Annotated in this window: 23 protein-coding genes and 1 other RNA gene; all 24 read right to left on the reverse strand. The window is 62.6% G+C overall.

Going from position 1 to position 25,225, the window contains the following annotated elements:
* Positions 1-16: 16 nt before the first annotated feature.
* A complete protein-coding gene (locus Q1V51_RS09655; RefSeq protein ID WP_300555777.1) occupies positions 17-847 on the reverse strand; it encodes an outer membrane protein assembly factor BamD in 831 nt (276 codons plus the stop codon).
* A gap of 118 nt (positions 848-965) precedes the next feature.
* Positions 966-1,865 carry a UDP-3-O-acyl-N-acetylglucosamine deacetylase gene (gene lpxC, locus Q1V51_RS09660; RefSeq protein WP_300555779.1) on the reverse strand — a complete coding sequence of 300 codons (900 nt, stop codon included), beginning with the start codon at positions 1,863-1,865 and terminating at the stop codon, positions 966-968.
* Between the two features lie 123 nt (positions 1,866-1,988).
* On the reverse strand, positions 1,989-3,623 hold the full coding sequence (gene ftsZ, locus Q1V51_RS09665; RefSeq protein WP_300555781.1) for a cell division protein FtsZ: 1,635 nt from the start codon (positions 3,621-3,623) through the stop codon (positions 1,989-1,991).
* A 141-nt stretch (positions 3,624-3,764) separates the two neighbouring features.
* A complete protein-coding gene (gene ftsA, locus Q1V51_RS09670; RefSeq protein ID WP_300555783.1) occupies positions 3,765-5,096 on the reverse strand; it encodes a cell division protein FtsA in 1,332 nt (443 codons plus the stop codon).
* Positions 5,093-5,869 carry a cell division protein FtsQ/DivIB gene (locus Q1V51_RS09675; protein ID WP_300555785.1) on the reverse strand — a complete coding sequence of 259 codons (777 nt, stop codon included), beginning with the start codon at positions 5,867-5,869 and terminating at the stop codon, positions 5,093-5,095. The genes ftsA and Q1V51_RS09675 overlap by 4 nt, the downstream gene beginning before the upstream one ends.
* A gap of 119 nt (positions 5,870-5,988) precedes the next feature.
* Positions 5,989-6,903, reverse strand: coding sequence for a D-alanine--D-alanine ligase (locus Q1V51_RS09680; protein ID WP_300555787.1), 915 nt, complete (start codon positions 6,901-6,903; stop codon positions 5,989-5,991).
* 3 nt (positions 6,904-6,906) lie between these two features.
* A complete protein-coding gene (murB, locus tag Q1V51_RS09685) occupies positions 6,907-7,824 on the reverse strand; it encodes a UDP-N-acetylmuramate dehydrogenase (RefSeq protein WP_300555789.1) in 918 nt (305 codons plus the stop codon).
* The gene (gene murC, locus Q1V51_RS09690) at positions 7,821-9,227 is read right to left on the reverse strand and encodes a UDP-N-acetylmuramate--L-alanine ligase (protein WP_300555791.1); all 1,407 of its coding nucleotides are present in this window, start codon (positions 9,225-9,227) and stop codon (positions 7,821-7,823) included. Before murC ends, murB begins: the two co-directional genes overlap by 4 nt.
* Positions 9,224-10,330: an undecaprenyldiphospho-muramoylpentapeptide beta-N-acetylglucosaminyltransferase gene (gene murG, locus Q1V51_RS09695; protein WP_300555793.1), complete on the reverse strand. Its 1,107-nt coding sequence runs from the start codon at positions 10,328-10,330 to the stop codon at positions 9,224-9,226. Before murG ends, murC begins: the two co-directional genes overlap by 4 nt.
* Positions 10,327-11,451, reverse strand: coding sequence for a putative lipid II flippase FtsW (gene ftsW / locus Q1V51_RS09700; protein ID WP_300555795.1), 1,125 nt, complete (start codon positions 11,449-11,451; stop codon positions 10,327-10,329). Before ftsW ends, murG begins: the two co-directional genes overlap by 4 nt.
* Positions 11,451-12,884: a UDP-N-acetylmuramoyl-L-alanine--D-glutamate ligase gene (murD, locus tag Q1V51_RS09705; RefSeq protein WP_300555797.1), complete on the reverse strand. Its 1,434-nt coding sequence runs from the start codon at positions 12,882-12,884 to the stop codon at positions 11,451-11,453. The genes ftsW and murD overlap by 1 nt, the downstream gene beginning before the upstream one ends.
* A gap of 12 nt (positions 12,885-12,896) precedes the next feature.
* Positions 12,897-14,000 (reverse strand): phospho-N-acetylmuramoyl-pentapeptide-transferase, encoded by a 1,104-nt coding sequence (mraY, locus tag Q1V51_RS09710; protein WP_300555799.1) that lies wholly within the window; start codon positions 13,998-14,000, stop codon positions 12,897-12,899.
* A gap of 8 nt (positions 14,001-14,008) precedes the next feature.
* On the reverse strand, positions 14,009-15,421 hold the full coding sequence (murF, locus tag Q1V51_RS09715; RefSeq protein WP_300555801.1) for a UDP-N-acetylmuramoyl-tripeptide--D-alanyl-D-alanine ligase: 1,413 nt from the start codon (positions 15,419-15,421) through the stop codon (positions 14,009-14,011).
* Positions 15,414-16,868, reverse strand: a complete 1,455-nt coding sequence (locus tag Q1V51_RS09720) for a UDP-N-acetylmuramoyl-L-alanyl-D-glutamate--2,6-diaminopimelate ligase (protein ID WP_300555803.1) — start codon at positions 16,866-16,868, stop codon at positions 15,414-15,416. Before Q1V51_RS09720 ends, murF begins: the two co-directional genes overlap by 8 nt.
* Positions 16,865-18,535 (reverse strand): penicillin-binding protein 2, encoded by a 1,671-nt coding sequence (locus Q1V51_RS09725; protein WP_300555805.1) that lies wholly within the window; start codon positions 18,533-18,535, stop codon positions 16,865-16,867. Before Q1V51_RS09725 ends, Q1V51_RS09720 begins: the two co-directional genes overlap by 4 nt.
* Positions 18,536-18,621: 86 nt before the next feature.
* Positions 18,622-19,002 carry a hypothetical protein gene (locus tag Q1V51_RS09730; protein ID WP_300555807.1) on the reverse strand — a complete coding sequence of 127 codons (381 nt, stop codon included), beginning with the start codon at positions 19,000-19,002 and terminating at the stop codon, positions 18,622-18,624.
* The gene (gene rsmH, locus Q1V51_RS09735) at positions 18,999-19,994 is read right to left on the reverse strand and encodes a 16S rRNA (cytosine(1402)-N(4))-methyltransferase RsmH (protein WP_300555809.1); all 996 of its coding nucleotides are present in this window, start codon (positions 19,992-19,994) and stop codon (positions 18,999-19,001) included. The genes Q1V51_RS09730 and rsmH overlap by 4 nt, the downstream gene beginning before the upstream one ends.
* Entirely contained in the window at positions 19,991-20,452 is a 462-nt protein-coding gene (locus tag Q1V51_RS09740; RefSeq protein ID WP_300555811.1) for a division/cell wall cluster transcriptional repressor MraZ, read from the reverse strand. The genes rsmH and Q1V51_RS09740 overlap by 4 nt, the downstream gene beginning before the upstream one ends.
* A 282-nt stretch (positions 20,453-20,734) precedes the next feature.
* Positions 20,735-21,121: RNase P RNA component class A (gene rnpB, locus Q1V51_RS09745), an RNA gene on the reverse strand.
* A gap of 67 nt (positions 21,122-21,188) precedes the next feature.
* Positions 21,189-21,857, reverse strand: a complete 669-nt coding sequence (locus Q1V51_RS09750) for an N-acetylmuramoyl-L-alanine amidase (protein WP_300555813.1) — start codon at positions 21,855-21,857, stop codon at positions 21,189-21,191.
* A 6-nt stretch (positions 21,858-21,863) separates the two neighbouring features.
* Positions 21,864-22,805 carry an EamA family transporter gene (locus tag Q1V51_RS09755; RefSeq protein WP_300555815.1) on the reverse strand — a complete coding sequence of 314 codons (942 nt, stop codon included), beginning with the start codon at positions 22,803-22,805 and terminating at the stop codon, positions 21,864-21,866.
* A 12-nt stretch (positions 22,806-22,817) separates the two neighbouring features.
* Complete coding sequence (locus tag Q1V51_RS09760) at positions 22,818-24,053, reverse strand: hypothetical protein (protein ID WP_300555817.1); 1,236 nt, start codon at positions 24,051-24,053, stop codon at positions 22,818-22,820.
* A gap of 98 nt (positions 24,054-24,151) precedes the next feature.
* Positions 24,152-24,445 (reverse strand): hypothetical protein, encoded by a 294-nt coding sequence (locus tag Q1V51_RS09765; RefSeq protein WP_300555819.1) that lies wholly within the window; start codon positions 24,443-24,445, stop codon positions 24,152-24,154.
* A 58-nt stretch (positions 24,446-24,503) separates the two neighbouring features.
* Positions 24,504-25,202, reverse strand: coding sequence for a molecular chaperone DjiA (locus Q1V51_RS09770; protein ID WP_300555821.1), 699 nt, complete (start codon positions 25,200-25,202; stop codon positions 24,504-24,506).
* Positions 25,203-25,225: the final 23 nt, after the last annotated feature.

Raw genomic sequence — 25,225 nt, forward strand, 5'->3', positions numbered from 1 at the left:
CGGTTGCACCTCGAGTTTAACCGAAGAGACGACGCCAGGCGCGATCGAAATAGGTCGGGTCCTCACCCTCGATGGCCTCATCCAGGGTGATACCTTCGCGGGTCAGCAGATCATAGCTGTCCTGGTACCATTGCGAGCCCGGGAAGTTATAACCGAGCACAGCAGCGACCTGGCGCGCCTCGCCATCTACGCCCAAAGCGACATAGCTTTCGACCAGACGATGGAGCGCTTCCGGCACGTGGCTGGTGGTGCCATATTCCTCGATCACATTGCGGAACCGGTTGATCGCAGCAAGATGATAATTGCGACGCAGATACCAGCGGCCGACGTCCATTTCCTTGCCGGCAAGGTGATCGCGCGTCATGTCGATCTTCAAACGGGCATCGGTGGCATAACGGCTGTCAGGAAAACGGCGAACCACCTGTTCAAGCGCTTCCATGGCCTGGGCGGTCGTCTGCTGGTCGCGACCGACATCCATGATCTGCTCGAAATAGCAGATGGCGATCAGATAATAGGCATAGGCCGCGCTACGATTGCCCGGGTGCAGGGAGATAAAGCGCTGCGCATCTGAGATGGCCTCGTCATACTGCTGCCCCTGGTAGTTCGCGAAGGCCGCCATGAGCATGGAGCGTCGCGCCCATTCCGAATACGGGTGCTGACGCTCGACTTCATCATAGATCGCAGCGGCGACACGGTATTGCTGGCGATCCATGGCGCGGAACGCCTCGCCATAAATCGTCTCTGCCGGTCGCTCGATATAAGCGAGCTCGGTTTCCGGGCCGCTTGAACAAGCAGCCAGAGCGGCGGCGGCGAGAATAGGTGTGATCAGGCGCGACTTACGAAGCATCAAACACGACTCAACTGGTTGGACGCTTGGTTAAGCGCCGGTGGTCAAAGCCTTGTAGCCGATCACGGCGCGCCGCAAAAGAGTGCTGTCAGCGCTTCACCTAAAAGAAACGGGAATACTAGGACTGGGCGAGCGCAATATCGTGCGTCGTACCGCCTCGCATGGTCACCATTTTCCACGCACTGGTATCCTCGAGCAGAGCACGAACGGCCGCGTTATTGATCGCATGGCCCGGACGACTCGCGGAATAACGGCCGAGAATCGGCGCACCGGCGAGATAGAGATCGCCCAGGGCATCGAGCGCCTTGTGACGGACGAACTCGTCGTCATAGCGAAGCCCTTCCGGGTTCACCACGCCGGTTTCGTCCAGCACAACCGCATTATCCATCGAGCCGCCACGGGCGAGGCCCGCAGCGAGGAGCGCGTCATAATCCTTCTGGAAGCCGAAGGTGCGTGCACCGGCGATGTCATTGGCGAAGATGTCCGGCGTCACATCGAAGACGCAGGACTGACGGCCAACCGCCTGGTGCTCGAACGCGATATCGACTTCGATCATCGGTTTGAGAGCCGGAAGGAAACCGGCACGGCGGCCTTCGGTTTCGACCATGACCGGCTTGAGAACCTGAATGGCGCGGCGCGGTGCCGCGTGAGCCACGAGCCCAACCTTGTGGATCAACTCGACGAAGGGTGCGGAAGACCCGTCCATTACCGGCAATTCGGGACCGTCGATATCGACAATGGCATCATCAACCCCGACACCGGCCAGCGCGGCCATAAGATGCTCGACCGTTGCAACAGATACGCCGTCACCATTAGCGATCGTCGTCCCCAGACGCACGCCGGTGACCGCATCAGCCCGCGCTTCCACGCGGTTGTCACGATCGGTGATATCGGAACGGATGAATACGATGCCAGATCCTGCAGATGCAGGCTGCATCACCAGGCGTACGCGTTCGCCGCTATGCAGTCCCACCCCTGCACATACGACCGGTGCCGCCAATGTTTGCCGGTAAATCACAACAACTCGCCATCGCTTTTGTTTTATATCTGCGGCACGAGCCGCCCCTCTCTTGGAGGAAACGACAGGCAGCGCGAGGATACAATTAAAGCTTTGTTGCGCTTTGTTACGCGTGCGACTGAACTAGTTGGCCTGGCGGCGCAGGAAGGCCGGAATCTCCAGATCACCCTCATCCAGGCTATCCCCAAAGAGATCACCAGATGGTGCCCGGGGTGCTTGCACCGGCGGAGTTTTTTCTGCCACTGGGGCCGCCTTCGGCGCCGGCTCAGCCGGCTTGCGACGACGGCCGAACAGGGAAAAGCCGCGCTTTGGCTCTTCTTCCGCTTTCGGTTCCGGCATGATCGTCCGTGCAGCAGGCTCGGAGCGACGCTGTTCATAGCGAGCGTTGAGTGCCTCGGCCTCACGCTGCAAGCGAGCCTGGTCGACGACAACTTGCGGAGGCGGGGTGGGCGCGGCGGCTTCCATGCGCGGCGCCTCGACCTGCGGCGAGGTCAGCGGCTGCCCCTGGACTTCACCCTGTGTCGGGTCCGCCGGCGGCGGGGTCATGTCTTCGGCACCCGCTGCGCGACGCAGCGGCTCCTCGCGAACTTCGGTTTCACGCGGTGCCTGCGCTTCGGTGCGCGGCTCCTGCATCATCCGGCCCGGACGATCCGTATTCATGCGCTTCCACGGCAGGATGTGATCATTGCCGCCGGACGCTGCAACAGCCGTACCGGCCGGAGACGATTGAACAATGCGCTCGGGCGTCGTGGTGACTGTACGCTGGCGGTTACGCGGATCGATGGCCATGGCTTCCGCTTCGATCCCGGTAGCGACCACGGAGACGCGCATGGAGCCATCCATATTCTCGTCGAAGGTCGATCCAACGATAATATTCGCATCCGGATCAACTTCAGCGCGGATCTCGTTCGCAGCCTCGTCGACCTCATAAAGGGTCATGTCGTAACCGCCGGTGATATTGATCAGAACGCCGGTCGCGCCCTTCATCGAAACATCATCGAGGAGCGGGTTGGAGATCGCAGCCTGGGCGGCATCGACAGCGCGTTTCTCGCCCTCGGCCTCGCCCGTGCCCATCATTGCCTTGCCCATCTCATTCATCACCGCGCGAACGTCAGCGAAGTCGAGATTGATCAGGCCCGGCATGACCATGAGATCGGTGATCCCGCGCACACCGGAGTGCAGCACTTCGTCAGCCATGGAAAAGGCTTCGGCGAAGGTGGTCTTTTCCGTGGCGATGCGGAACAGGTTCTGGTTGGGAATGACGATCAGCGTATCGACATGTTCCTGCAGCTGCTCGATGCCATTTTCCGCCAGCTTCATGCGGCGCGTGCCTTCGAAGTGAAACGGCTTGGTCACGACACCGACGGTCAGAATGCCCAGCTCACGAGCGGCCTGGGCAACAACCGGGGCCGCGCCGGTACCGGTGCCGCCGCCCATACCGGCAGTGATGAACACCATGTGTGCGCCTTGCAGGTGTTCACGAATTTCATCGATGGAGTCCTGGGCCGACTGCTGGCCAACTTCCGGACGGGCGCCTGCGCCGAGGCCCTCGGTAATCGCTGCGCCCATCTGAATGCGCTTTTCCGTGCTCGAGCGCGACAGCGCCTGAGCGTCGGTATTGGCGACGACGAAGTCGACGCCTTCCAGCGCCGCCTCGATCATATTGTTGACGGCATTACCCCCTGCGCCACCGACACCAAAGACGACGATGCGCGGCCGCAGTTCGGTCGTTTCCGGAATGGAGAGGTTGAGCGTCATAACGGACCCCGTTCACACACAAGTAAGGTTAACGAATTTCGAACGGTATCATCGCCCTCACACACTTAAGCGAGTGTTAAGCGCAATATTAAATGCAATGAAATGAGCAGGATTTAGACGCGGTTTTGCGCAGCTCTGCGTTTAGAAGCTTTCCGCGAACCAGCGCCACATGGCGGCCGGCCCACGGACCTCGCCATCACCCGCTCGGGAAGCCGCCCGCCGCGCGCCGCCGCCGAGCACGCGAGGGCCGGAAATCGCATCGGTCGCGCCACGCGTTTCACGGCGCACAATACCCGACACGGCGGAAAACGCCGGACCGGCGACCGCGTCGCCCAGTCCCGTAATGCCGCCCGGCCCCGCAACACGCACCTGTTTGCCAAAGACCCGGCTCGCCAGTTCAGAAGCGCCCGGGAGTTGTGCAGCTCCGCCCGTAAGCACCATGCGGCGCCCTCCGGCATCTTCCACGCCAGCCGCTTCCAGCCGGTCGCGGATCAGTTCGAACGTCTCTTCCAGGCGCGGACGGATGATGGAGTTGAGGAGAGAGCGTGGCGCTGAGCCATAAGCCGCTCCCTCCTCGCCCACCACCGACGGTACTTCGATCATCTGCTGATCGTCATCCGGGCTGTCCAGGGCAGAGCCGTAGAGAATTTTCAAACGTTCTGCAGCCGCCAGCGGGGTCGATAGCCCCCGCGCAACGTCCGCGGTGACATGGGCGCCACCGACAGGAACTGCATCAATGTGCAAAAGCGCGCCGTCCGCGAAGACAGCCGCCGTCGTCGCGCCTGCGCCCATATCAATCAAGGTGGCGCCGAGCTTTACCTCGTCATCACCCAGGGCGGACAGGCCAGAGGCGTAAGGGGTCGCGACCACGGCCTTGAGTCCAAGATGGCAGCGCTCGACGCAGGTCATGAGATTGCGCAGCGGCCCGACAGCAGCGGTGATCACATGCACCTCCACGCCCAGCGTCTTGCCATACATGCCGCGCGGATCACGGATACCGCGATGGTCATCCACGGACCAGGACAGCGGAATGGCGTGCAGGAGGATGCGGTCATCCAGGGCAAATTCGGACAGGGCGCCGTCGAGAAGGCGGCGGAGGTCCCGGGCAGTGACCTCGCGATTGGGCAGATCGATCTCGGCCGCAATCCGCGTCGAGGTCGGCTGGCCTGCAGACAGGCTGACACTGACGGCGCTGACGGCCTGACCGGCCATGCGCTCGGCCTGCTCAACCGCGGTTCGGATAGCTTCGGACGCCGCATCCATGTCGACCACAGCCCCACCACGCACACCACGGCTCGACTGGTGGCCCACACCGACCATGCGCGGACGCGGGCCCGCAATCGTCTGATCGGTCTTGGCAATGAAACACGCCACCTTGGAGGAGCCGACATCCAGCGCTGCATAGACCGCATTGGCGGGCGCAGCTTGCGGTGCTTGCGGTCGGCGCGACTGGAAGAAATTCAGGACATTCATGCGTCGCGCTCCCGCATCCCGGCTTCGGCAGCCCGCTCGGGCCGCGCACGGACGATCAGGTCGCCCTCACCGCGCAAATCAAAACTCTCTGCGGCCAGGCGCAGCACCCCCCGCTCGGCATGCACGCGATCCAGGATCGCCAGCGCTGCGAGCACGTCACCCTCGGGCAATTTGATATCCGCCCCGCTATCGAGCCGCAGATTCCACCGACGTTCGCCGACCCGCACGGCTCCGACCACACGTTCGGCGATATGCGGGAAACGCTCCAGCGCCTCGACAATCTCGGGGGCGGCGTCATTGGCACCAGCAGAAACGACAAGCGGCAGTGCCGGCGGATCCATGGCGTCGGCCAGGGCGATCACCACACCATCGCGATCGATGATGGCGAGCTCACCCTGGTTCTGCCACAGGGCATAAGCGGAACGGGTCTCGACCACGACGGCGATCCGGTTGGGCCAGAGGCGCGCGACCTGGGCGGTCCGGACGATGGGAAGCGCCTCGACACGGGCGCGGATAATCTCGGGATCAACGGCGAAGATCGGTTGTCCGCCGGACAGCTGCGTCGCCTCAACAATCTTGTGTGCGATCACGCCCTGTGCGCCAGTGACATCAACACTGTCGACGGCAAAACCGATTCGGGCGAGCTGGGTCTGGGCTGTGCGGGTGGCATAGTCATTGACGGCGCCGAGCTGTCCGAACAGGGCGAGCACAGCAAGGCTCACCGCGGCCAGACCGGCCAACGCGATACCGCCCAAGCGCGCGGCATTCGCCACACGGTAACGCGCACCTCGGACTTGGGCCGTAGCCCAGTTACGCAAACGCCGCGGTGCGGACACCGCGGCGGACCTGGGTTTGGTTCTACGACGGACCGACTTTTTCGGTCCCCCGCGCCTCACCTTCGACACGACGCATTCTCCGCCATCCATGCTACGAGATCTGGAAACGCGATCCCGCAGTGAAGCGCCTGTTCTGGCGCCAAAGAGGTAGGAGTCATGCCGGGTTGGGTGTTAATTTCGAGTAACCATAGAGGCTGATTCGCTGATTCGTCGTAACGAAAATCAGAGCGCGTCAACCCCCGACAACCCAAGACTTTATGGGCCTTTAGCGCCAGTTCCATGGCAAGCTTCTCGATATCGGCCGGAATTTTTGCCGGTAAAATATGATCCGACCCGCCGGCCGCATACTTGGCCTCATAGTCGTAGAACTTTGTGTTGGGGATGATCTCGGTGACCGCCAGCGGTTTATCTTCCATCACCGCCACCGTGAGCTCGCGGCCGGGCACATAGCGCTCGACCAGGACGTGATCGCCCAGACCTTCAGCTTCGGCCGCCAGGTCGGCGGGCGGGCGATTGGCACCTTCCAGCACGATATGGACGCCGACCGATGACCCCTGGGCATTGGGCTTGGCGACATAGGGCGGTTTCATCGCATGTTCGCGCGCCGCCTCGAAACGGTTGACGATAATGCCTTCCGGGCAGGGAATACCCGCGGCCCGCAAGACGTCCTTGGCCATCTGCTTGTTCATCGCCAAGGATGAGGCGAGCACGCCGGAATGGGTATAGGGCTTACCGAAATGCTCGAGCACGCCCTGGACCAGGCCGTCCTCGCCCCATTCACCGTGCAGGGCATTAAAGACGATACCCGGATCGGCCTCGGCGAGCTGACCATACAGATCCCGCCCGGCATCGATCTCGACGACGTCATAGCCCTTTTCACGCAACCCCTCGGCTACGGCGGCCCCGGAAACGAGGGAAACATCGCGCTCGGGCGAGAGCCCGCCCATGAGAACGGCGATACGTTGGGTCATTCTCTAGTCCTTTTCCCCCACCCGTTTGACTTCCCAGCGCAGTTCGACGCCGTGCTGTTGCTTCACACGCGCACGAACTTCTTCGCCCAGACCTTCCAGATCAGCTGCGGTCGCGGTGCCGTCATTGATCAGGAAGTTGCAATGCTGCTCGGAAAAGCTGGCACCGCCGCGTGTGAGCCCGCGACCGCCGACACTGTCGATGAGCTGCCAGGATTTGCGCTGGTTCACAGTGCCGGGGGCATCGGGATTGGCGAAAGTGGAGCCGGAGGTCTTCTCGCGGATCGGCTGCGTGCCCTCACGACGTGTCGTGATCGCCTCCATACGTTCCAGGATCGCAGCGGGGTCGTCGCGCTGGCCCTGGAATATTGCGGATGTGAATATCCAGTCCTCCGGGGCTCCGGAATGGCGATAGCTGTAGGCCAGCTCCCGCGGCGAAGCCGTATGGATCTGCCCCTGCCGGTCAACGGCCCGAGCCTCGATCACAACATCCTTGGTTTCCTGGTCATAACAGCCCGCATTCATCCGCAGGGCCCCGCCGATCATTCCTGGAACGCCTACCAGATATTCCAGCCCGGCAATCCCGGACTTCTGCGCCGTCTTGGCGACCATCTTGTCCAGCGCACCCGCGCCGGCCTTGATCTGCGTATTTGAAATCGCTTCAGACCGCGCGAACGGACCGGCCAATCGAATGACCACGCCGCGGATACCGCCATCACGCACCAGCGTGTTCGAGCCCGCACCCAGGACATACACCGGCACATCCGCAGGCGCCGCCGCCAGAAACGTCGCGAGATCATCCTCATCCGCCGGCAGGTACATCACATCCGCCGGACCACCGACCCGCAGCCAGGTCACATCTTTCAGGGGCGCGTTTTCGATATACTTGCCGCGCACCTCCGGAAGGCGAGAAATCAGGCTCAAGCCAGCGCCTCCAGCTCACCCTGCAGGGCATAGGCCCACTGGGTGATATCTCCGGCACCGAGGAAGATGACGACATCCCCCTCGCTGGCCCGGTCTTTCACTTCACGCGCCACATCATTGCGCGTCACGGCGATGGCTTCACGGTGACCATGCGCGACCAGGCTTTCCACCAGGCTGTCGCGATCCACGCCCTCAATCGGGTCCTCGCCAGCTTCAAAGACATTGGACACCATCACCGTGTCGGCATCGTTAAAGCAGGTGGAGAAGTCCTCAAACAGGTCAGCCAGGCGCGAATAGCGGTGCGGCTGCATGATGGCGATGACCTTGCTAGTCGAGGCCTGGCGCGCGGCCTTCAGGACCGCAGCGATCTCGACCGGGTGATGGCCGTAATCATCGATAATGGTTGCACCGTTCCAGCTACCGGCCTTGGTGAAGCGACGCTTCACCCCGCCGAACTCAGCGAGGGCCGACCTGGCCTTGTCCTCGGTCAGCCCCAGCTCACGTGCGGTCACCAGCGCTGCCAGCGTGTTGAGCACATTGTGCTCGCCAACCATGGGCAGGTGCAGGTCGCGCCAGGTCTCTTCCTCCTGGCCACGCACGCGGAAGGCGACGTCGAAGGTCGAACCGGACGGCTCGGCGCGGGCATTCTCGGCGCGCACATCGGCCTGCGGGTTGAGGCCATAGGTGATGACCCGGCGGTCCTCGACGCGGCTGGCGAGGGACTGCACCTCAGGATGGTCGGTACACAGCACGGCGAACCCGTAGAAGGGCAGGTTCTCGACAAACTGACGGAAGGCCTGGCGCAGCGTGTCGAAATCGCCGTAATGCTCCATATGCTCCGGGTCGATATTGGTGACGATGGCCACGGTCGAGCGCAGCTTGAGGAAAGAGCCATCGCTCTCATCAGCCTCGACCGCCATCCAGTCACCCAGTCCCACCTTGGCGTTGGACTGGTAGGCGGAAATAATGCCGCCATTGATCACGGTCGGATCGACGCCCGCCGCATCCATCAGTACCGCCGCCAATGATGTGGTCGTCGTCTTGCCATGCGTACCGCCGACAGCGACGGCGAATTTCAGACGCATCAACTCTGCCAGCATCTCGGCGCGGCGGACGACCGGGATTTTGGCGGCCCGCGCCGCAACGAGCTCCGGATTGTCGGGCTTGATCGCCGTGGACACGACAATGGCGCCCGCACCCTCGACATTTTCGCCGGCATGGCCAATGGCGATGCTGGCGCCCTTTGAACGCAAGCGCTCGACATTGGGATTGGCCTTGATGTCGGACCCCTGGACCTTATAGCCCAGGTTCAGCATCACCTCAGCGATACCGCTCATGCCAATACCGCCGATACCGACGAAGTGGACCGGCCCGACGGGAAAGGGCAAGGCTGCGAAATTCATACGAGTGCTCCGGTAACAAGTCCGTCGACCGCCTTGGCAAGTGCGTCTGCGGCATCGGGCCGGCCGAGCGAGCGCGCGGCGGCGGCCCGTTCGGTGAGATCCTTGGTATTGGTCAGCCGCGCCTCGAGCAGGTCTGCAAGACGGTCGGCAGTGAAATCGGCTTCTGTCAGGACATCGGCGGCAAGCGCCTGGGTCAGGCTGTCCGTATTGGCGGTCTGATGGTCATCGGTCGCAATGCCGAGCGGACAGAAAATCGCCGGCCGGCCGACCCCCATGACCTCTGACACGGTTGAGGCTCCGGCCCTTCCGATCACGAGGTGGCAGGCGGCATAGAGCTCACCGACATTGTGGAAGAAGGGTTCACAGGTCGCGTTCACGCCGGCGTCCTCATAGGTCTTGCGCGCCACATCGAGGTTTTCCTCGCGCGTTTGTTGGACGACATCAAGGCGAGACCTGAGCGATTCCGGGAGTTGTGCGATCGCTGCCGGGACCGTTTCCGAAAGCAGACGCGCTCCCAGAGAACCGCCCAGCACCAGGAGATTGATGCGGCCCGCCTCGCTCAATTCCGGATAACCGGCCGCCCGGGCGGCCACGATCGGATCGCGCAGCGGGTTGCCCGTCAGCATGTGACGCTTGCGGGCGCGCTCCGGCAGCCGGTCAAGCCGTTCGAAACCGGACGCAACGAAGCCGGCCTTGGCGGCAAAGACACGGTTGACGCGCCCCAGAACGGAATTCTGCTCATGGATACAAAACGGGATACGCGCCACCTGGGCAGCGGCCAGCGCCGGAAAGGCCGGATAGCCGCCAAACCCCGCCACCACGTCCGGCTTCCAGGCTTTGAGAATACCCTGCGCCTGGGCCAGCCCCTGGGTCAGCTCGATGCCGGCCTTGAGCAGCTTGACGGGGTTTTTGGTCGACGGGCTGGCAGCATGGATCTCGTCAATCGCAACGGCCGGGAAGCCCTCGGTGTGCTTCATCCCGCGGGCGTCGGTGACAAGACGGATCTGCCAGCCGCGCTCGATCAGGGCTTCAGCGGCGGCCCGGGCAGGAAAGAGGTGTCCGCCGGTTCCCCCGGCGGCAATCAAACATCGGCGTGGTGTCATATGGCGTAACGGCTCGAATAAGCCCCCGGGCGGCGGCGGGTGAAGGCGAGCAATAGCCCTGCACCAAAGGCCAGAGCCAGCATCGACGATCCCCCGTAGGAAACGAATGGCAAAGTCATGCCCTTCGGCGGGATCAGGTTCAAGTTCACGGCGATGTTGACAAGCGCCTGCAAACCGAATTGCAGCCCGAGACCCGCCACGGCGAGCTGGGCAAAATGATCGGTCAGGCGCATGGCCTGCATCCAGGCGCGGATGACGAAAATCGAGAACAGGCCGATAATCGAGAGTGAGGCCAGAAGACCAAATTCTTCAGCGGCGACAGAGAATATGAAGTCGGTATGGGCATCGGGCAGGAAGTGTTTCACCTCTCCCTCGCCAGGACCAACCCCGGCGACCCCGCCACGCGAAATCGCCTCGACAGCGCGCTCGATCTGATAATTGTCACCACTCTCCGGATTGATGAAACGGTCCACGCGGCTGGCGATATGCGGGAAGGTCATATAGGCCGCCGCCGAACCGGCGGCCGCCAGCCCGCCGAGGCCCACGACCCAGATCCAGGACAGGCCGGAGATGAAAAACACACCGCCAAAACACAGGGTCAAAAGGACGGTCTGGCCAAAATCAGGCTGGATCATCAACAGGGCCACGGATGCCAGATAGATCCCGAACGCGATAATCCGCCCGGGGATCGGCGCCCCGCGCTTTTCCTCGGCAAACAGCCAGGCCGCCGTCACGATCAGCGCCGGCTTGAGGAATTCGGACGGCTGCAGGCCGAAACTGCCAATGCGTATCCACCGCGTTGCGCCTTTCACCTCGTGACCGATGAAGGGCAAAGCCAACATCAGGACGAGTGAGCCAAGCAGGGCCAGCGCTGCAAGACGCCGCGCGCCCTTCGCGCTGAGCGAGGAAACGAACAACAAGCCGGCCACGCTGAGTGTCGCGAACACGCCCTGGCGATAGATGAAATGGAACGGGTCGGAATAACCAAGCCTGTCAGCCGCGGCCGGACTCGCGGCCATGGACAGGAGTAAACCCGTTACGATCAGCGCCAGAATGGTGAACAGCAAGGTGCGGTCGACCCCGCGCCACCAGGTAATCACGACGCGTGGGGCCAGCGCCATCAAGCGACACTCTCCACGGCCTCGCCATCATTATCGGCGTCCTCCAGCTGCAAGGCATGCTGCGCGAATTCTGCACCACGGGCCTCGAAATTGGCAAACTGGTCAAAGGAGGCTGCGGCCGGCGACAAAAGCACCACCGGATCCGGGCGGCCATCCGCCCGCGCCGCCAGGAAGGCCGCGCGAACTGCGTTGGCCAGGTCGCCGCACCGCTCGTAGGACAAACGCCCATCCAGCTCGGCTGCGAACTCATCCTCGGCCTCGCCAATCAGAAAAGCCTTGGCGACACGTTCATAGCCCGGGCGCATAACCGAGAGGTCATCATCCTTCCCGCGTCCGCCAGCGATCCAGTAGATATTTTCGTACGACCCGAGCGCCTGCAGTGCCGCCAGTGCATTGGTCGCCTTGCTGTCATTGATGAAGCGAATGCCGTGATGCAGGGCGACCAGCTCCTGTCGGTGCGGCAGGCCTCCAAAGCTCTTCATCGCCTCCGCCGCTGCGCGGCCGCCCACACCAAGCGCGCGAACAGCCGCCATGGCTGCGGCCGCGTTCTGGGCGTTGTGCTTGCCAGGAAGCGCGCGGGCCTGCTTGAGATCGACCAGAGGAACCGACGCGCTGTCGATTGCCTCGTAAACCTTGGTGCCGAGCGCAAACACGCCGCGCGCAAACACGCGACCGGCAGAAATCGGGATCACCAGCTCCTCACCTCGCTCGCGGCGCAGGCGCGAATAGCAGGCATTGGTCTCGTCATTATCGATACCGATGACGGCAATGCCGTCGGGGGCCTGCATTTCAAACAGACGAATCTTGGCCTCGAAATAATTGTCGAACCCGCCATGACGCTCGAGATGGTCGGGTGAAATATTCAGCATGATCGCCACATCGCAGCGCAGCGACTGGGTCAGATCGATCTGGTAGGAGGACAGCTCCAGCACATAATAAGAGCCCGCCCGGGGTGGGTCCTGCGCCAGGATGGCATCGCCGATATTCCCGGCCACGATAGCATTGCGCCCGGTGGCACGCAGGATATGGCCGATCAGGGCGGTCGTGGTGGACTTCCCGTTGGTTCCTGTGATGCCGATGATTTTCGGCCGGCGGCGGCTCGGCAGCGCATTGAGGGCCTGGGCGAAAAGCTCCATATCCCCGATCACGGGCGCGCCGACGGCCTTGGCCAGCTCGACCATGCGATGCGGCTTGGGATGGGTTAGCGGTACACCCGGTGACAGGATCAGCGCGGCGATATCGCCCCAATCGCGTCGATTGAGATCGTCCAGCTCGATGCCTTCGGCGATGGCTTTTTCCCGCGCCGGCTCGGAGTCATCCCAGGCCGACACTTCGGCGCCACCCGCTTTCAGCGCCCGCGCGGCGGTGATACCGGTGCGGCCCAATCCGAACACGGCAACGCGCCGGCCCTTATATGTCTGGATCGGGATCATGCGCCGTTTATCCTATCTCAGCTTCAGAGTGGCCAGTCCGATAAGGGCGAGAATGACGGCAATGATCCAGAACCGGATCACGATTGTCGGCTCGGCCCATCCCTTTTTCTCATAATGATGATGAATGGGAGCCATACGGAAGACCCGCTTACCGGTGAGACGGAAACTGGCGACCTGCACCATGACAGACACCATCTCCAGCACGAACAGACCGCCGACAATGGCGAGAACGATCTCGTGCTTGACCGCGACGGCGATGGCCCCGAGCGCGCCGCCCAGGGAAAGAGACCCGGTATCGCCCATGAAGATCATGGCCGGCGGGGCATTCCACCACAGGAAGCCGAGACCACCCCCGAGAAGAGCGCCGCAGAAGACCAGCAGCTCGCCCGTTCCCGGCGTGTGGTGAACCTGGAGATATTCGGCGAAATCAACCCGTCCGACGACATAGGCAATGGCGCCAAAGGTCGCCGCGGCAATCATCACCGGCACAATGGCCAGCCCGTCGAGCCCGTCCGTCATGTTCACCGCATTGCCCGCGCCGACAATGACAATACAGCCGAAGACGAAGAAGAGCGGGCCGATATTGAGGACGAAGTCCTTGAAGAAAGGAAAGGCAACAGAGGTCGCCATGGCCGGGTCCATACCGCTCTCACGTGCGACATGAGTGGCCCAGAACACGGCAATCAGGGCGATGACGAACTCGCCCAGCAGCTTCAGCTTGCCACTGAAACCCGCCGTGTTTTGCTTGGAGACCTTGAGATAGTCGTCGATAAAGCCAATCAGACCGAAGCCACCGGTGACGAAAATCACAATCCAGACATACTGATTGGACAGGTCAGCCCAGAGCAGTGTGCCAACCATGACACCGAGAAGGATCAGGAAGCCGCCCATGGTCGGGGTGCCGGCCTTTTCGATCACATGTCGCTCAATGCCCTCTTCCCGGATCGGCTGGCCCCTGCCCTGCTTGCGCCGCAGCCATCCAATCATCGGCTTGCCGAACGCAAAGGCGATGATTAGCGCCGTCATCAGCGCACCGCCGGTCCGGAAGGTGATATAGCGAAACAGGTTGGCCAGCTGGAGGTCTTCCGCCAGCGGCGCAAACAACAAGTAGAGCATGGGCTGTTTCAGGCCTCCGTAAGCGTGAACGCACTGCCATCGGCGAGAACTGAGGCAATCTTATGAAGACCGGACCCATGTGATCCTTTGATCAGGACCACATCACCCGGCTTGATCGCCGCTTTGACCAGTTCGAGAAGATCGCTAGCGGTGTGGGCATAGCCTGCGCGCATCGCTGCGGGCAAGGCGTCTTGGAGGTTGCGCATCAGCCCGCCGCAGCAAAACACCAGATCGGCCCGGGCATCTTCCAGGGGCCCGGTCAGCTCGGCGTGCAGCGTGGGCGAGGTCTTACCCAGTTCCAGCATATCCCCCATGATGGCGATGCGGCGCCCCCCAGGGCCCGGCTCGACCGCACCGAGAGCGCTGATCGCCGCCCGCATCGACACCGGATTGGCGTTATAGGCGTCGTCCAGCAGGGTGAAACGTCCACCATCCGGCAGCTCAACATCAAGCGCCTGTCCGCGTCCACGCTCGGCATCGACCGCGCTCAGGGCTTCTGACACATGACGGGCATCAAGCCCGGCAGCCGCTGCAGCGGCGAAAATGGCACCGGTATTCCAGGCCCAGTGATCGCCCGAAGCCGCCAGGCGAAACGGAACCCGGACCCCAAGCACATCGATCATGCCGCGAGAGCCCTGGGCATCGGTTTCGAAACTCTCGATGCGAATTGCCGAACCGGCTTTGGTGCCGAATTCCAGCATGAAGGCCGCAGAGGAGTGCTTCGCATGGCGGGCGAGGCGTTCGGCATGGGCATCATCGGCGGGGTAAATTGCGACCCCATCGGTCTCAAGCCCTTCAAAAATCTCGCCCTTGGCATCGGCGATAGCCTCGACGGTTCCAAGGTTCTCCAGGTGCGCCGGTGCAATCCGGGTGATCAGCGCCACATGCGGCCTGACCATGGTGGAGAGTTCACGGATCTCGCCGGCATGGTTCATGCCCATTTCGAATACACCGCGCTCCGTCGCGCGCGGCATGCGCGCCAGAGTCAGGGGTACGCCCCAATGATTATTGTACGACGCAACACTCCAATGCGCCGACCCCGCAGCCCGGAACACCGCCGCAATCGCTTCCTTGACGCTGGTCTTGCCAACCGACCCTGTCACAGCGACGCGCACCGCGCTTGATCGGCGGCGTGCGGCTTCGCCGAGTGCCTGCAAGGCGCCCAGAGTATCGGATACCTTGATCAGATTGCCCGGCCCGGCATCAGCGCGTTCGACCAGGGCTGCGGACGCACCACGCGCCATGGCGTCGGGCACGAAAGCATGACCGTCGCGGACATCTTTAAGGGCGACGAATATATCGCCCGGCTTGAGCGTACGGGTATCGATAGAGACGCCGCCAGCCTGCCATTCGGTGGAGCCGAGCAGCTCACCACCCGTGGCGGCCATGACCTGTTTGGCGGTCCAGAGCGGTTCAGACATGGCTGGCCTCCCGCGCCTTGAGCGCCCGGGCGCCGACCTCACGATCATCAAACGGATGAACGACATCGCCAACCGTCTGCCCGGTCTCATGGCCCTTGCCCGCAATCAGCAGGCAGTCGCCTTCGCGCAATTCGGTGACCGCGTGGAAAATCGCCTCCTCACGATCGGCGATCTCGGTGGCGCTCGGGCAGCCAGCCATGACCGCCCGGCGAATGTCGGCGGGATCTTCGGAGCGCGGGTTATCGTCGGTGACGATGACCATATCGGCCAGTTCTTCGGCAATCGCACCCATCTTGGAGCGCTTGTCGGGATCACGGTCGCCGCCGCATCCGAAGACCACGAGAATGCGGCCTCGTGTATGCGGCCGTGCGGCGCGGATCAGCTTGTCCAGACCATCAGGCGTGTGGGCGTAATCAACCAGGACCGGAGCTGCATCGGCGGTTTCACCAACCTTCTCCAATCGGCCGGCGACGCCTTCAAGGCTTTGCAGCGCGGCAATGACGAGATCCCGGTCCAGCCCTTCCTCAAAGGCAATCGCAGCGGCGAGGATGGCGTTGAGCACCTGGAACTCGCCGACCAGCGGCACTTCCATCCGGATCGTCTCACCGCCCCAGTTGAAGGCCACGCTCTGGCTCGCCGGGCGAGGCACGACTTCGAGCAATTGCAGATCTTCGCCGCGCCAGCCAATCGTCAGGGTCTTTACCCCTCTCGCCCGCGTGCTCTGAGCAATCTTCACGCCCCACTCGCCGTCAATATTGATGACGGCTGTGCCGCTCACCGGCAATCGCTCGGTGAAGAGGCGCTGTTTGGAGCGGAAATAGTCTTCGAAATCCGGATGATAATCGAGGTGGTCTTGGGTCAGGTTGGAAAAGCCGGCGATCTTGAGATTGACCGCTTCCATCCGGCGCTGCTTGAGCCCGTGGCTCGACGCCTCCATGGCCAGGTGGGTCACCCCCTCGCTCGCGAGGGCACTCAACGCCTTTTGCAGGGCGGCCGCATCGGGCGTCGTATATCCGGTCACTTCACGCTCATGCCCCCGGGTGACGCCGAGCGTACCCAGGCTGGCGCCATCAATCCCTGCCTTGACCCAGATCTGGCGCAGGAATTCAACGGTGGAGCTTTTGCCGTTGGTCCCGGTAACCGCCACGACATGTTCGGGCTGACCGGGAAAGACTTTCGCCGCCATGAAGGAAAACAGTGCCGCAGGATCTTCCACAGCAATCACCGGCACACCGATCCCGTCGATCGGTGCATCGCTGATAACGGCGACCGCCCCACGCTCGGCCGCGGAAGCGGCGAACTGGCGGCCGTGCACCTTCACACCAGGCAACGCCGCAAACACACAGCCCGGTCCCGCCTTGCGGCTGTCCAGGGTGATATCGGTCACCTCGATCGCGTCGAAACCGGGCTGCACAAGCGCGCTATCGAGGAGGTCGGCAAGGGTCACGGGATCATCTCCGGCATCAAGGCCGCGCGGACCATTTGAGCCCGGCTGTCGGGATCGGCATCACGGCGTTCCACGCCGAGGATCGGCGCAATACGGGAGATGATCTCGCCCGTCGCCGGCGCCGCAGTCCATCCCCCCGTGGCGTAGCCATAGGTCGATTCATTGCCTTGCGGTTCGTCGAGCATCACAAGGACTGCATATTGCGGATCGTCGTATGGGAAGACCGCCGAGAAGGAGGAAATAAGGCGGTCGGAATCATAACCGCCGCGGCTCGGCTTCTCCGCTGTCCCGGTCTTGCCGGCCACAAGATAACCCGGCGCCTCGGCGCGCCCCCCGGTTCCGTTGGCGACATTCTCACGCATCAGTGACAGAACATCCTGCGCTGTCTCCGAGCTCATGACGCGCTCAGACAACACCGTTTCATTGGCCGCTACCGGGAGGAGGGTTGGCGGAACGTAGACGCCATCATTGGCGATCGCCGCAAACGCCGCGATCGTCGCAATGGGACTTACGGCGATACCATGACCGTAGGAGATCGTCGCGGTTTCAGTCTCATACCACTGGCGCGGCAAGATCGGGTCGGCACTTTCGGCCAGCTCGATAGGCGCGCGCTCCAGCAACCGCAAATCACCAAGAAAGCCGCGCTGGGCCTCACCCCCGGCCTCGAGCGCCATCAGCGAGGAACCGATATTGGAGGAATGGGTGAAAATCTCCGACAGGGTCAGCCAGCGTTCTTCGGCATGGAAGTCACTGATCGTATGCCCGCCCAACTGCAGAGGATTGCTGGCATCATAGCCGCTTTCCAGAGTCGCCGTGCCTGTCTCCAGCGCCAGGGCCACGGTGAAGGCCTTGAAGGTCGACCCCATTTCGTAAACGGATTGGGCGGCCCGGTTGAGACGCTCGCCATTGGCTGCATCCATCGGCCGGTTGGGGTCGAAATCCGGCAGGGAAACCATGCCGACAATCTCGCCGGAGCGGACATTCATCACCACACCGATCGCCGCCATCGCCTCGAACTCGGCCATGGCCAGACGCAGGACCTCGTCGAGGTGAAACTGTACACCCATATCGATCGACAACGCGACCGGGCGACCATCACCGGCCGAAAGGGCTGAGTTGAACGCGCGCTCCGAGCCCGCCAGCCCGTTCAGATCACGATCGGTGTAGCCAACAATGTGCGAGGCCAGCCGGCCGCGCGGATAGACACGGCGCGGCTCGGTACGAAAACCAATACCCGGCAATCCCAGCGAAAAAACCGCCTGGCGCTGACGCGGCGTCAAATTCCGTTGAATCCAGACAAAGGGCCGGCGCGAGGACAGGTCGCGGATGAGCCGGCCTTCATCGAGGTGCGGCAGAACCGTGCGCAGGGCCTGGGCCGTTTCTACCGGATCCCAGACATCGGTCGCATCGGCGTAAAGGGAGTGCGTCTCCAGCGTTGTCGCCAGCACCTGCCCGGTCCGATCGAAGATATCGCCACGCGTCGCCGGCTCTGCGTCCGCCACCATGCGCGGCGCGCGCTCCACCGCCCCGCCGGTCGCCATGGTCACGGCCTTGACACCGAGAATGGAAAACCCGACCGCGAGCGCCATACCAATAATGCGCAGGCGACTGCGAGCCGCATCAAGCGCCTGGGTCTCCTCGCTTTCCAGCCGCAAGAGGCGAGACATGTCAGCGGGCGCCGCCTCGGTCAGAGCTGGCGGCGCAGGGGTCGTGGCCTCGCTGGAAACCGACTTCCTGAAAGGCCACCACTTCATCAGCGTGGCCCTCCGGCACGCCGTGCCTGGGCCGGCAGTTCTTCCGGGACCTGTCCGGCCAGAACCATATCCCCGCGCAGTGTCTGCTCATCCTCGCGACGATCGACCAGCAGCGGCAAGTCATTCATGGTGATCTCTCGGGCCGGATCAAGCGGCTCGAAGCCCAAATACTGACGCGCCAGCTGGCGCAGACGTTCGGGCTCTTCCAGATGAGCGATCTCGACATTGAGCACATTGATCTGGCGGCGCTCCTCAGCCAGCTGAGCCTGTATCGTTTCCAGCCGTTCCTGTGCCGACTTCGCTTCGGTCTTGGCGATATACAGCGCCGCCGCCAGGGCGACGGCGACGACAAGAGCGATGACATTCAAGGTGCGGATCACGACGCAGCCTCCAAACGTGCAAGCGGAACAACAGCCTGGTGCAGCGGATCACCCTTGGCCCAGGCCGGTGCCTCGGTGCGGATCGCAGCGCGCAACTTGGCCGAGCGGGAACGCGGATTGGCATCAATCTCCTCCGCGCCGGCCGTAACGGCCTGGCGGGTCACAAGCTTGAACGCCGCTGCGGGACCTTGCTCGACAGCCGGTGCATGACGCGAGCCGCCACCTCCTGCCAGACCGGAACGGGCCCGGAAGAAGGCTTTAACCATGCGGTCCTCCAGTGAATGGAAGGTAACCACAACCAGCCGCCCACCCGGCGCGAGCAGCCGCTCAGCGGCCTCAAGTGCACGCGCCAGCTCACCGAGCTCGTCATTGACGAAAATCCGCAAGGCCTGGAAGACCCGCGTCGCGGGATGAATCTTCAAATGTTTTCCGCCAATTGCGCGGGAAACGATCTCGGCAAGACGCTCGGTTGTCTCGATTGGAGCCTCGCGACGGGCCTCGACGATGAATTTCGCAGCCCGACGGGAGCGGCGCTCTTCACCGTAGACATAAAATATATCTGCCAGATCGGCTTCGCTCAGACGATTGACCGCATCGGCCGCGCTGGGCCCATCCTGCGCCATGCGCATGTCCAGCGGCCCCGGCTTGGCAAAGGAGAAACCCCGCTCGCCCAGGTCGATCTGCATGGACGACACGCCGATATCCAGCACGACACCATCCACATGGTCCCGACCGACATCATTGGCCGCCTGCTCAAGCTCGGAAAACGGGCCAGCATAGAAGAAAAACCGCTCACCGAACTCGGCGGCGAATGCGTCTGCATTAACCTTAACGGACGGATCCCGGTCGATCGCGATCAGATCCACCCCGGCCGCCTCCAGAATGGCACGACTATAGCCGCCGGCGCCGAAGGTGCCGTCAATGATGCAATCGCCCTCGCTCGGATCGAGGGCCTCGAGCACTTCATTCAGGAGAACTGGGACGTGGCTCACGATACACCTCCCGCACGCGCACCCGGACGCAGCGAGCGCTTGTTGTCTCGCGCGAAGGCCTGGGCATTGCGCTTGTGCTCCTCGAAGGCTTCCGGCGCCCAGATTTCGAAGCGAGACCCCAGGCCGACGAAAGTCGCCTTGCCGTCCAGCCCCGCATGATCGCTGAGCTCCTTGGGCAGGGTCACGCGACCATTGGCATCAAAGGCGAGCGGCTTAGCGGCACCGAAAATGGCCCGCTCAAAGGCGATGCGAGCATCATCATACGGGTCCATGTCCTCGATCAGGGCCTGGTAGCGCTCGAGCAGGGCCTGACCACCGCCCTCGAGATAGGGGCCATCAAACGAAGGCCAGACGATGATGCCGTCAAACGGCCCGCCCCGCACCACGGCGCGAAAATCCGCCGGCACGGAAACCCGCCCCTTCGCATCGACGCCATTGATGGTGGTGGACAAAAACACGCCCGCTCGCTCCCCGAACCAACCAGCAGCCCCTGCATGGTTAACTATGGGATAACATGGGATTTGATGGGAGACAATGACGAAGAGGCCGAATTTCATGCAATAACGCGCCAATCCAAGTATTCAGATCGGCGCGCAAAGAGAACAAATCCGGAAAATTAAGTTAATATCCACAGTCCAACCGCTAACAACCCCATGCGGGGGCGCGAAATCCCATGAGGCGGGGCATTCTTTCCGAATAAGATATAATCTTGTGGGATGCCCGGGCCGGGGCGAGGGACAAGGATCAGGCGGCCTGTAAGCCGGGTTCTGTTCCCCGCGAGCGGGGCGACGATCATTCATCTGCGATGCGCCTTGCGGCGCACCTGGTGCGACCTACCCGGATGACATGCGGAAACACATGTGCGGCGAACCGCGCTCATCCCTATTCGGTCTTGCTCCAGGTGGGGCTTGCCGTGCCCCCTTCCTTACGGTCGGGGCGGTGCGCTCTTACCGCACCGTTTCACCCTTACCCCCGGAACCGAAGCACCGAAGGCGGTCTACTCTCTGCTGCGCTTTCCCTGGGGTTACCCCCGCCGGGCGCTACCCGGCACCTTGTCTCCGTGGAGCCCGGACTTTCCTCGACAGCGCCGTTTCCAGCCTTGCTGCCGCGACCGTCCAGCCGCCTGATCAAGGCTACATAGGGATGAGACGCCCTGCGCGTCAATTGCCTGCCGCGCCTACAGCCGGCCCAGGCTCAGGTCCGTGCGGCCAATACGCCCCCAATGAGCGCCTCGGTCTCAGCATCGATAACACCGTCGACGCGAGCAGGCCGATAGCGGCGCTGGAAGGCTTCGACCACGGTCGGCAACCCGGCTTCCAGCCCATAACCGATAACCCTCAACGCGGCGTCGGCGTCCAAACCGTCAGGCCGGATATCCATCGGTGCGAGCGCACAACCGGCCTCGGCCAGCTGACCCCATGGGAAACGCTCACCGGGATCAATCTTGCGCCCGGGGGCGATATCGGAATGACCAATCACCTGGTGCGATTTGAGCTGATAGCGCTGCATGATATCGCGCACGAGTGCGATCACGGCCTCGATCTGGACCGGCGGGAAGTCCGGCAAACCGAAATCATGCCCGCCATTGACGATCTCAATACCGATTGAAGCGGAGTTGATATCGCACTCACCGCGCCAGGAGCTGACACCGGCATGCCAGGCGCGCTTGCCCTCATCGACGAGGCGAAAAACACGGCCATCCTCTTCGATCATGTAATGCGCAGAGACCTGGGCCTCCTCATCACACATGCGCGCCAGCGCCGAGGGACCGTCTTCCATCCCGGTGTAATGCAGGATGATCAGCGAGACCGGCAGTTTGCGGTCATTGAAATTCGGCGATGGGCTTTCGATCACGTCAGGCATGGTGAGTCAGAGCGTCTTTTCGCGCGCCAGTCCGGCATTGGGCAGCTTCCGGTTCTGCCGTAGAGCAATCACGCCCACGCCGACCAGGGTTAGACCGCCACCAACAATGAGACGCCAGCCAATCGGGTCATTGGTGATGACCAGGCCGGAGATGACGCCGACCAGTGGTGCCATCAGGGTCAGAGGCGCGATCAGCGTGGCATCATAGCGCTTCAGTAGATTGTAGAAGACGCCATGGCCGAAAATGTTCACCAGCACGACGGTGAAGATGAGAGCGGCCAGGAAGATCCAGCCCCCGTCCAGCGATGCGGCGATCTGGTCGCGCTCGAAGACCAGCGAGAGCACCAGAAGCGGCGGCCAAGAAATCAGCCCGATCCAGGCCTGCATGCGGATACTATCCAGCGGCATGCGCTTGACCAGGATCATGCCCAGAGCGCCAACGAAGGCCGCGCCGATCCCGATCAGAAGCCCCAGCGACAGGTCTGCCTCGCCCGGATTGGCGACGACGATAATGATCCCGGCGAACGCCACGATAATGCCCATCAGCCTCACCGGGCCGACATGTTCCTTCAACAGTACAACTGAGAGAATGGTGGCAAAGGGCACGCCGAGCTGCAGGGCAATGGCCATCCCCGACGGCGTAGCCCATTGCAGGCCCATGAAGATCAGAACGTATTGCAGCGCCCCCATGCACATGGCGACACCGAACATGGTCTTCATGTCCGCCGGCCCCGGCCTGAGCCAAGGCGCGAGGAAGGCGTACAGCAAGGCGAAGCGCAGAAAGGCAAAAAAGATCGGCGGCGCCCCATCGAAACCGGGCACCCAGCCGGGATCCCCGGTCACCGAGAATTTCGCCACAACAAAATTGAGTCCCCAGACGACGCAAACGGCGACAAGGGCGAGGAAATCACGCCATCTCATGATCGATACATCGCGCGAGCGCGGCATCGATACAAGCCATCATTCCGTGTGCGGGTTTGACGGCTGGAAATGGGCGTCGAGAAAAGCAAAGAAATTGTCCCAGTCCGAGGGCTGCACTCCATGCAGACCACCGCGCATGAACAGAGCCAGGTCCGCGGTCGGGTCAAAATCCGACATGCTGGGCTGGCGCAGTCCATCGGACCCGTAAAGTGCGTAAACCGGATTGGCCGAACGCGCGGCCCGAAAACTGCCCTGCGGATCCGACCATTGATCGCGCCAGGCTCCGCCGATCAGCACCGGACGCGGGGCCGCCAGGGCGATAAGCTGGTGCTGGTCAACCGACAGCGCCTCTTCATTACCGGCATATTCCGCATAGGCAGGCGCAAACCAGTGCGGATAGCTTTCCGTGATCTGGCCGATACTCTCCCCGGCATGGGATCGCGATAGCGTCGTGCCCCCGGTTCCGGCCTGGTGGGAAATCACGAGATCAATCCGCGGGTCATAGACGGCCGCCAGAAGCGCGGACTTGCCATTGCGGGAATGCCCCCAGACCGCCGTCCGGGCCGGATCATACCGCGGGTCGGCGTCGAGGACGTCAACGACACGGGAATAGACCCAGGCCCACACCGTGATGGCACCGCTTGGGGTCTCCGGCATCATCACATCCAGCGCAGCAAGGCCACTGGTCGAGCGATCCGGCACCACATCGCCGGGATATATGATCGCCAGCGCATAGCCGCGATCGAGGATATCGTCGATCGGCGGCTCCATAATGTGGCGGCCGAAGACCATGCGGATGGCTCCAGCAAACCAGCTGTTCGGATCACACCCCGGATCATTGGGGCCGCTGGTGATGTCCTCGCGCCCTCCCAGAGCGGCGCGATTGCCGCAGAACATCTGCAGGATAATAGTCGGCACCGGCTCGCCCGCATCAGCGGGGGTAATGGTGACCAGATAGGTCTCCTGCCCGGCCATTCGGAGGTGATATTCCTCAATATCGCCACGCCCGCCAAAAGCCCCGACATCGACGAGAGTACGATCGAGCACCACGGTCTCACCCAGATCGGGATAAGTGCCATAGACCTCACGCTCAAAGGCCTCCAGCAGGGGCGCCCGCGCTGCATTCCAGCTATCGAGCGTTTCCGCCTGGGGCGCGATCAGAGGCCGGGCCGGTTCATCAGCGCCGCGCGCAGAGACTTTCGGCAACCCCATGCTGACGCAACCGACCAGCATAAGGGGCAGAAGGATGGAAAGCAGGATCAGGACGCGACGCATCATCGGCTCCAAACGAATTCGAATGGATGATTGGACACACGACGCACAGCCATACAGTCACATTGGCGTGTTTTCGATGAAAGCCGGGACAGCCGCACCTAGTCGCGGCGCTTGGATCCGCCCAGACCATCTACGGTCCAGCCTTCCGGACCGCGCGTGGCGACGAGCACTTCCGGGCTATCATCACTCTTGCGGCGGCGCACCTTGAGCCAGAGCCAATAGGCGCCCCCGGCAATAAGGGCCGCACCGAGAATGGCGAGGAAGACGGCAGTCAGCATGGCGGCGAGGATAAAGACCAGCGCTATGGTCGCCACGGCAATCACCGCGGCCAGGACATCGCGAAGTACGCGACCGGCGCGAGGCCCAGATGTTGTTTGATGCGTTTCAGTCATCCTGCACCGTCTCTTTTGATCCCCTCACCCCTACATGTTGGCATTTACACCGCCGAGGTCAATTGGCTGCCCCGGCCAGGATACCTCTTTCTTCCAGAATTCTCCCGTAAGCCACGTTAATGGCCGCCATTTTTTCATCGGCAAGTTTCTGCGCCGCGGGCGGGGCTCCGCGGGCGATCATGCGATCAGGGTGATTTTGAGTCGCAATACGACGGTAGGCGCGCTTGAGGTCCGCGTCGGAAATATCCGCATCAATGCCCAAGATGACGTAGGGGTCATCCTCCGGTGCGCCCATATGAGCGGTATAAACGCGACGATATTCCAGCGGGGTGAAACCGAACTCCTCGGCGACGGATTCCAGGAAGTCGAGCTCGCTCGCCGTCACGGCACCATCGGCCTTGGCGATATGGAAGAGACCATCGAGCACATCTTCAAGAATGGCCGGATGCGCACGAAAACGGCGCGCTAACCTCCGGGCATAACCCTCGAACCCAAGCGTGGTCTGCATGGCGAGCTCGAAGGCCCGGTCCAGCGCATCGCGCCCTTCCGGCGGCGGTCTGAACACTTCGTAGAAGGCCTTGATCTCGCTACGGGTAACGACCCCATCGGCTTTGGCCAGCTTGGCACCGAGACCGATGAGAGCCATGGCAAAATCGGCATCACCGACCCGACGCTCCGGGCCGCAATCGAAACCGTCGCATTCAAGGAAACAGTCCCGGCCCTGAAGCCGGGCCGCAAGCTTGCGCCAAAAACTCATCAGCCATCCGTCTTTCGCATGCA

The organism is Maricaulis sp. (genome assembly GCF_030149235.1).
In the GTDB taxonomy this organism is placed as follows: Bacteria; Pseudomonadota; Alphaproteobacteria; order Caulobacterales; family Maricaulaceae; genus Maricaulis.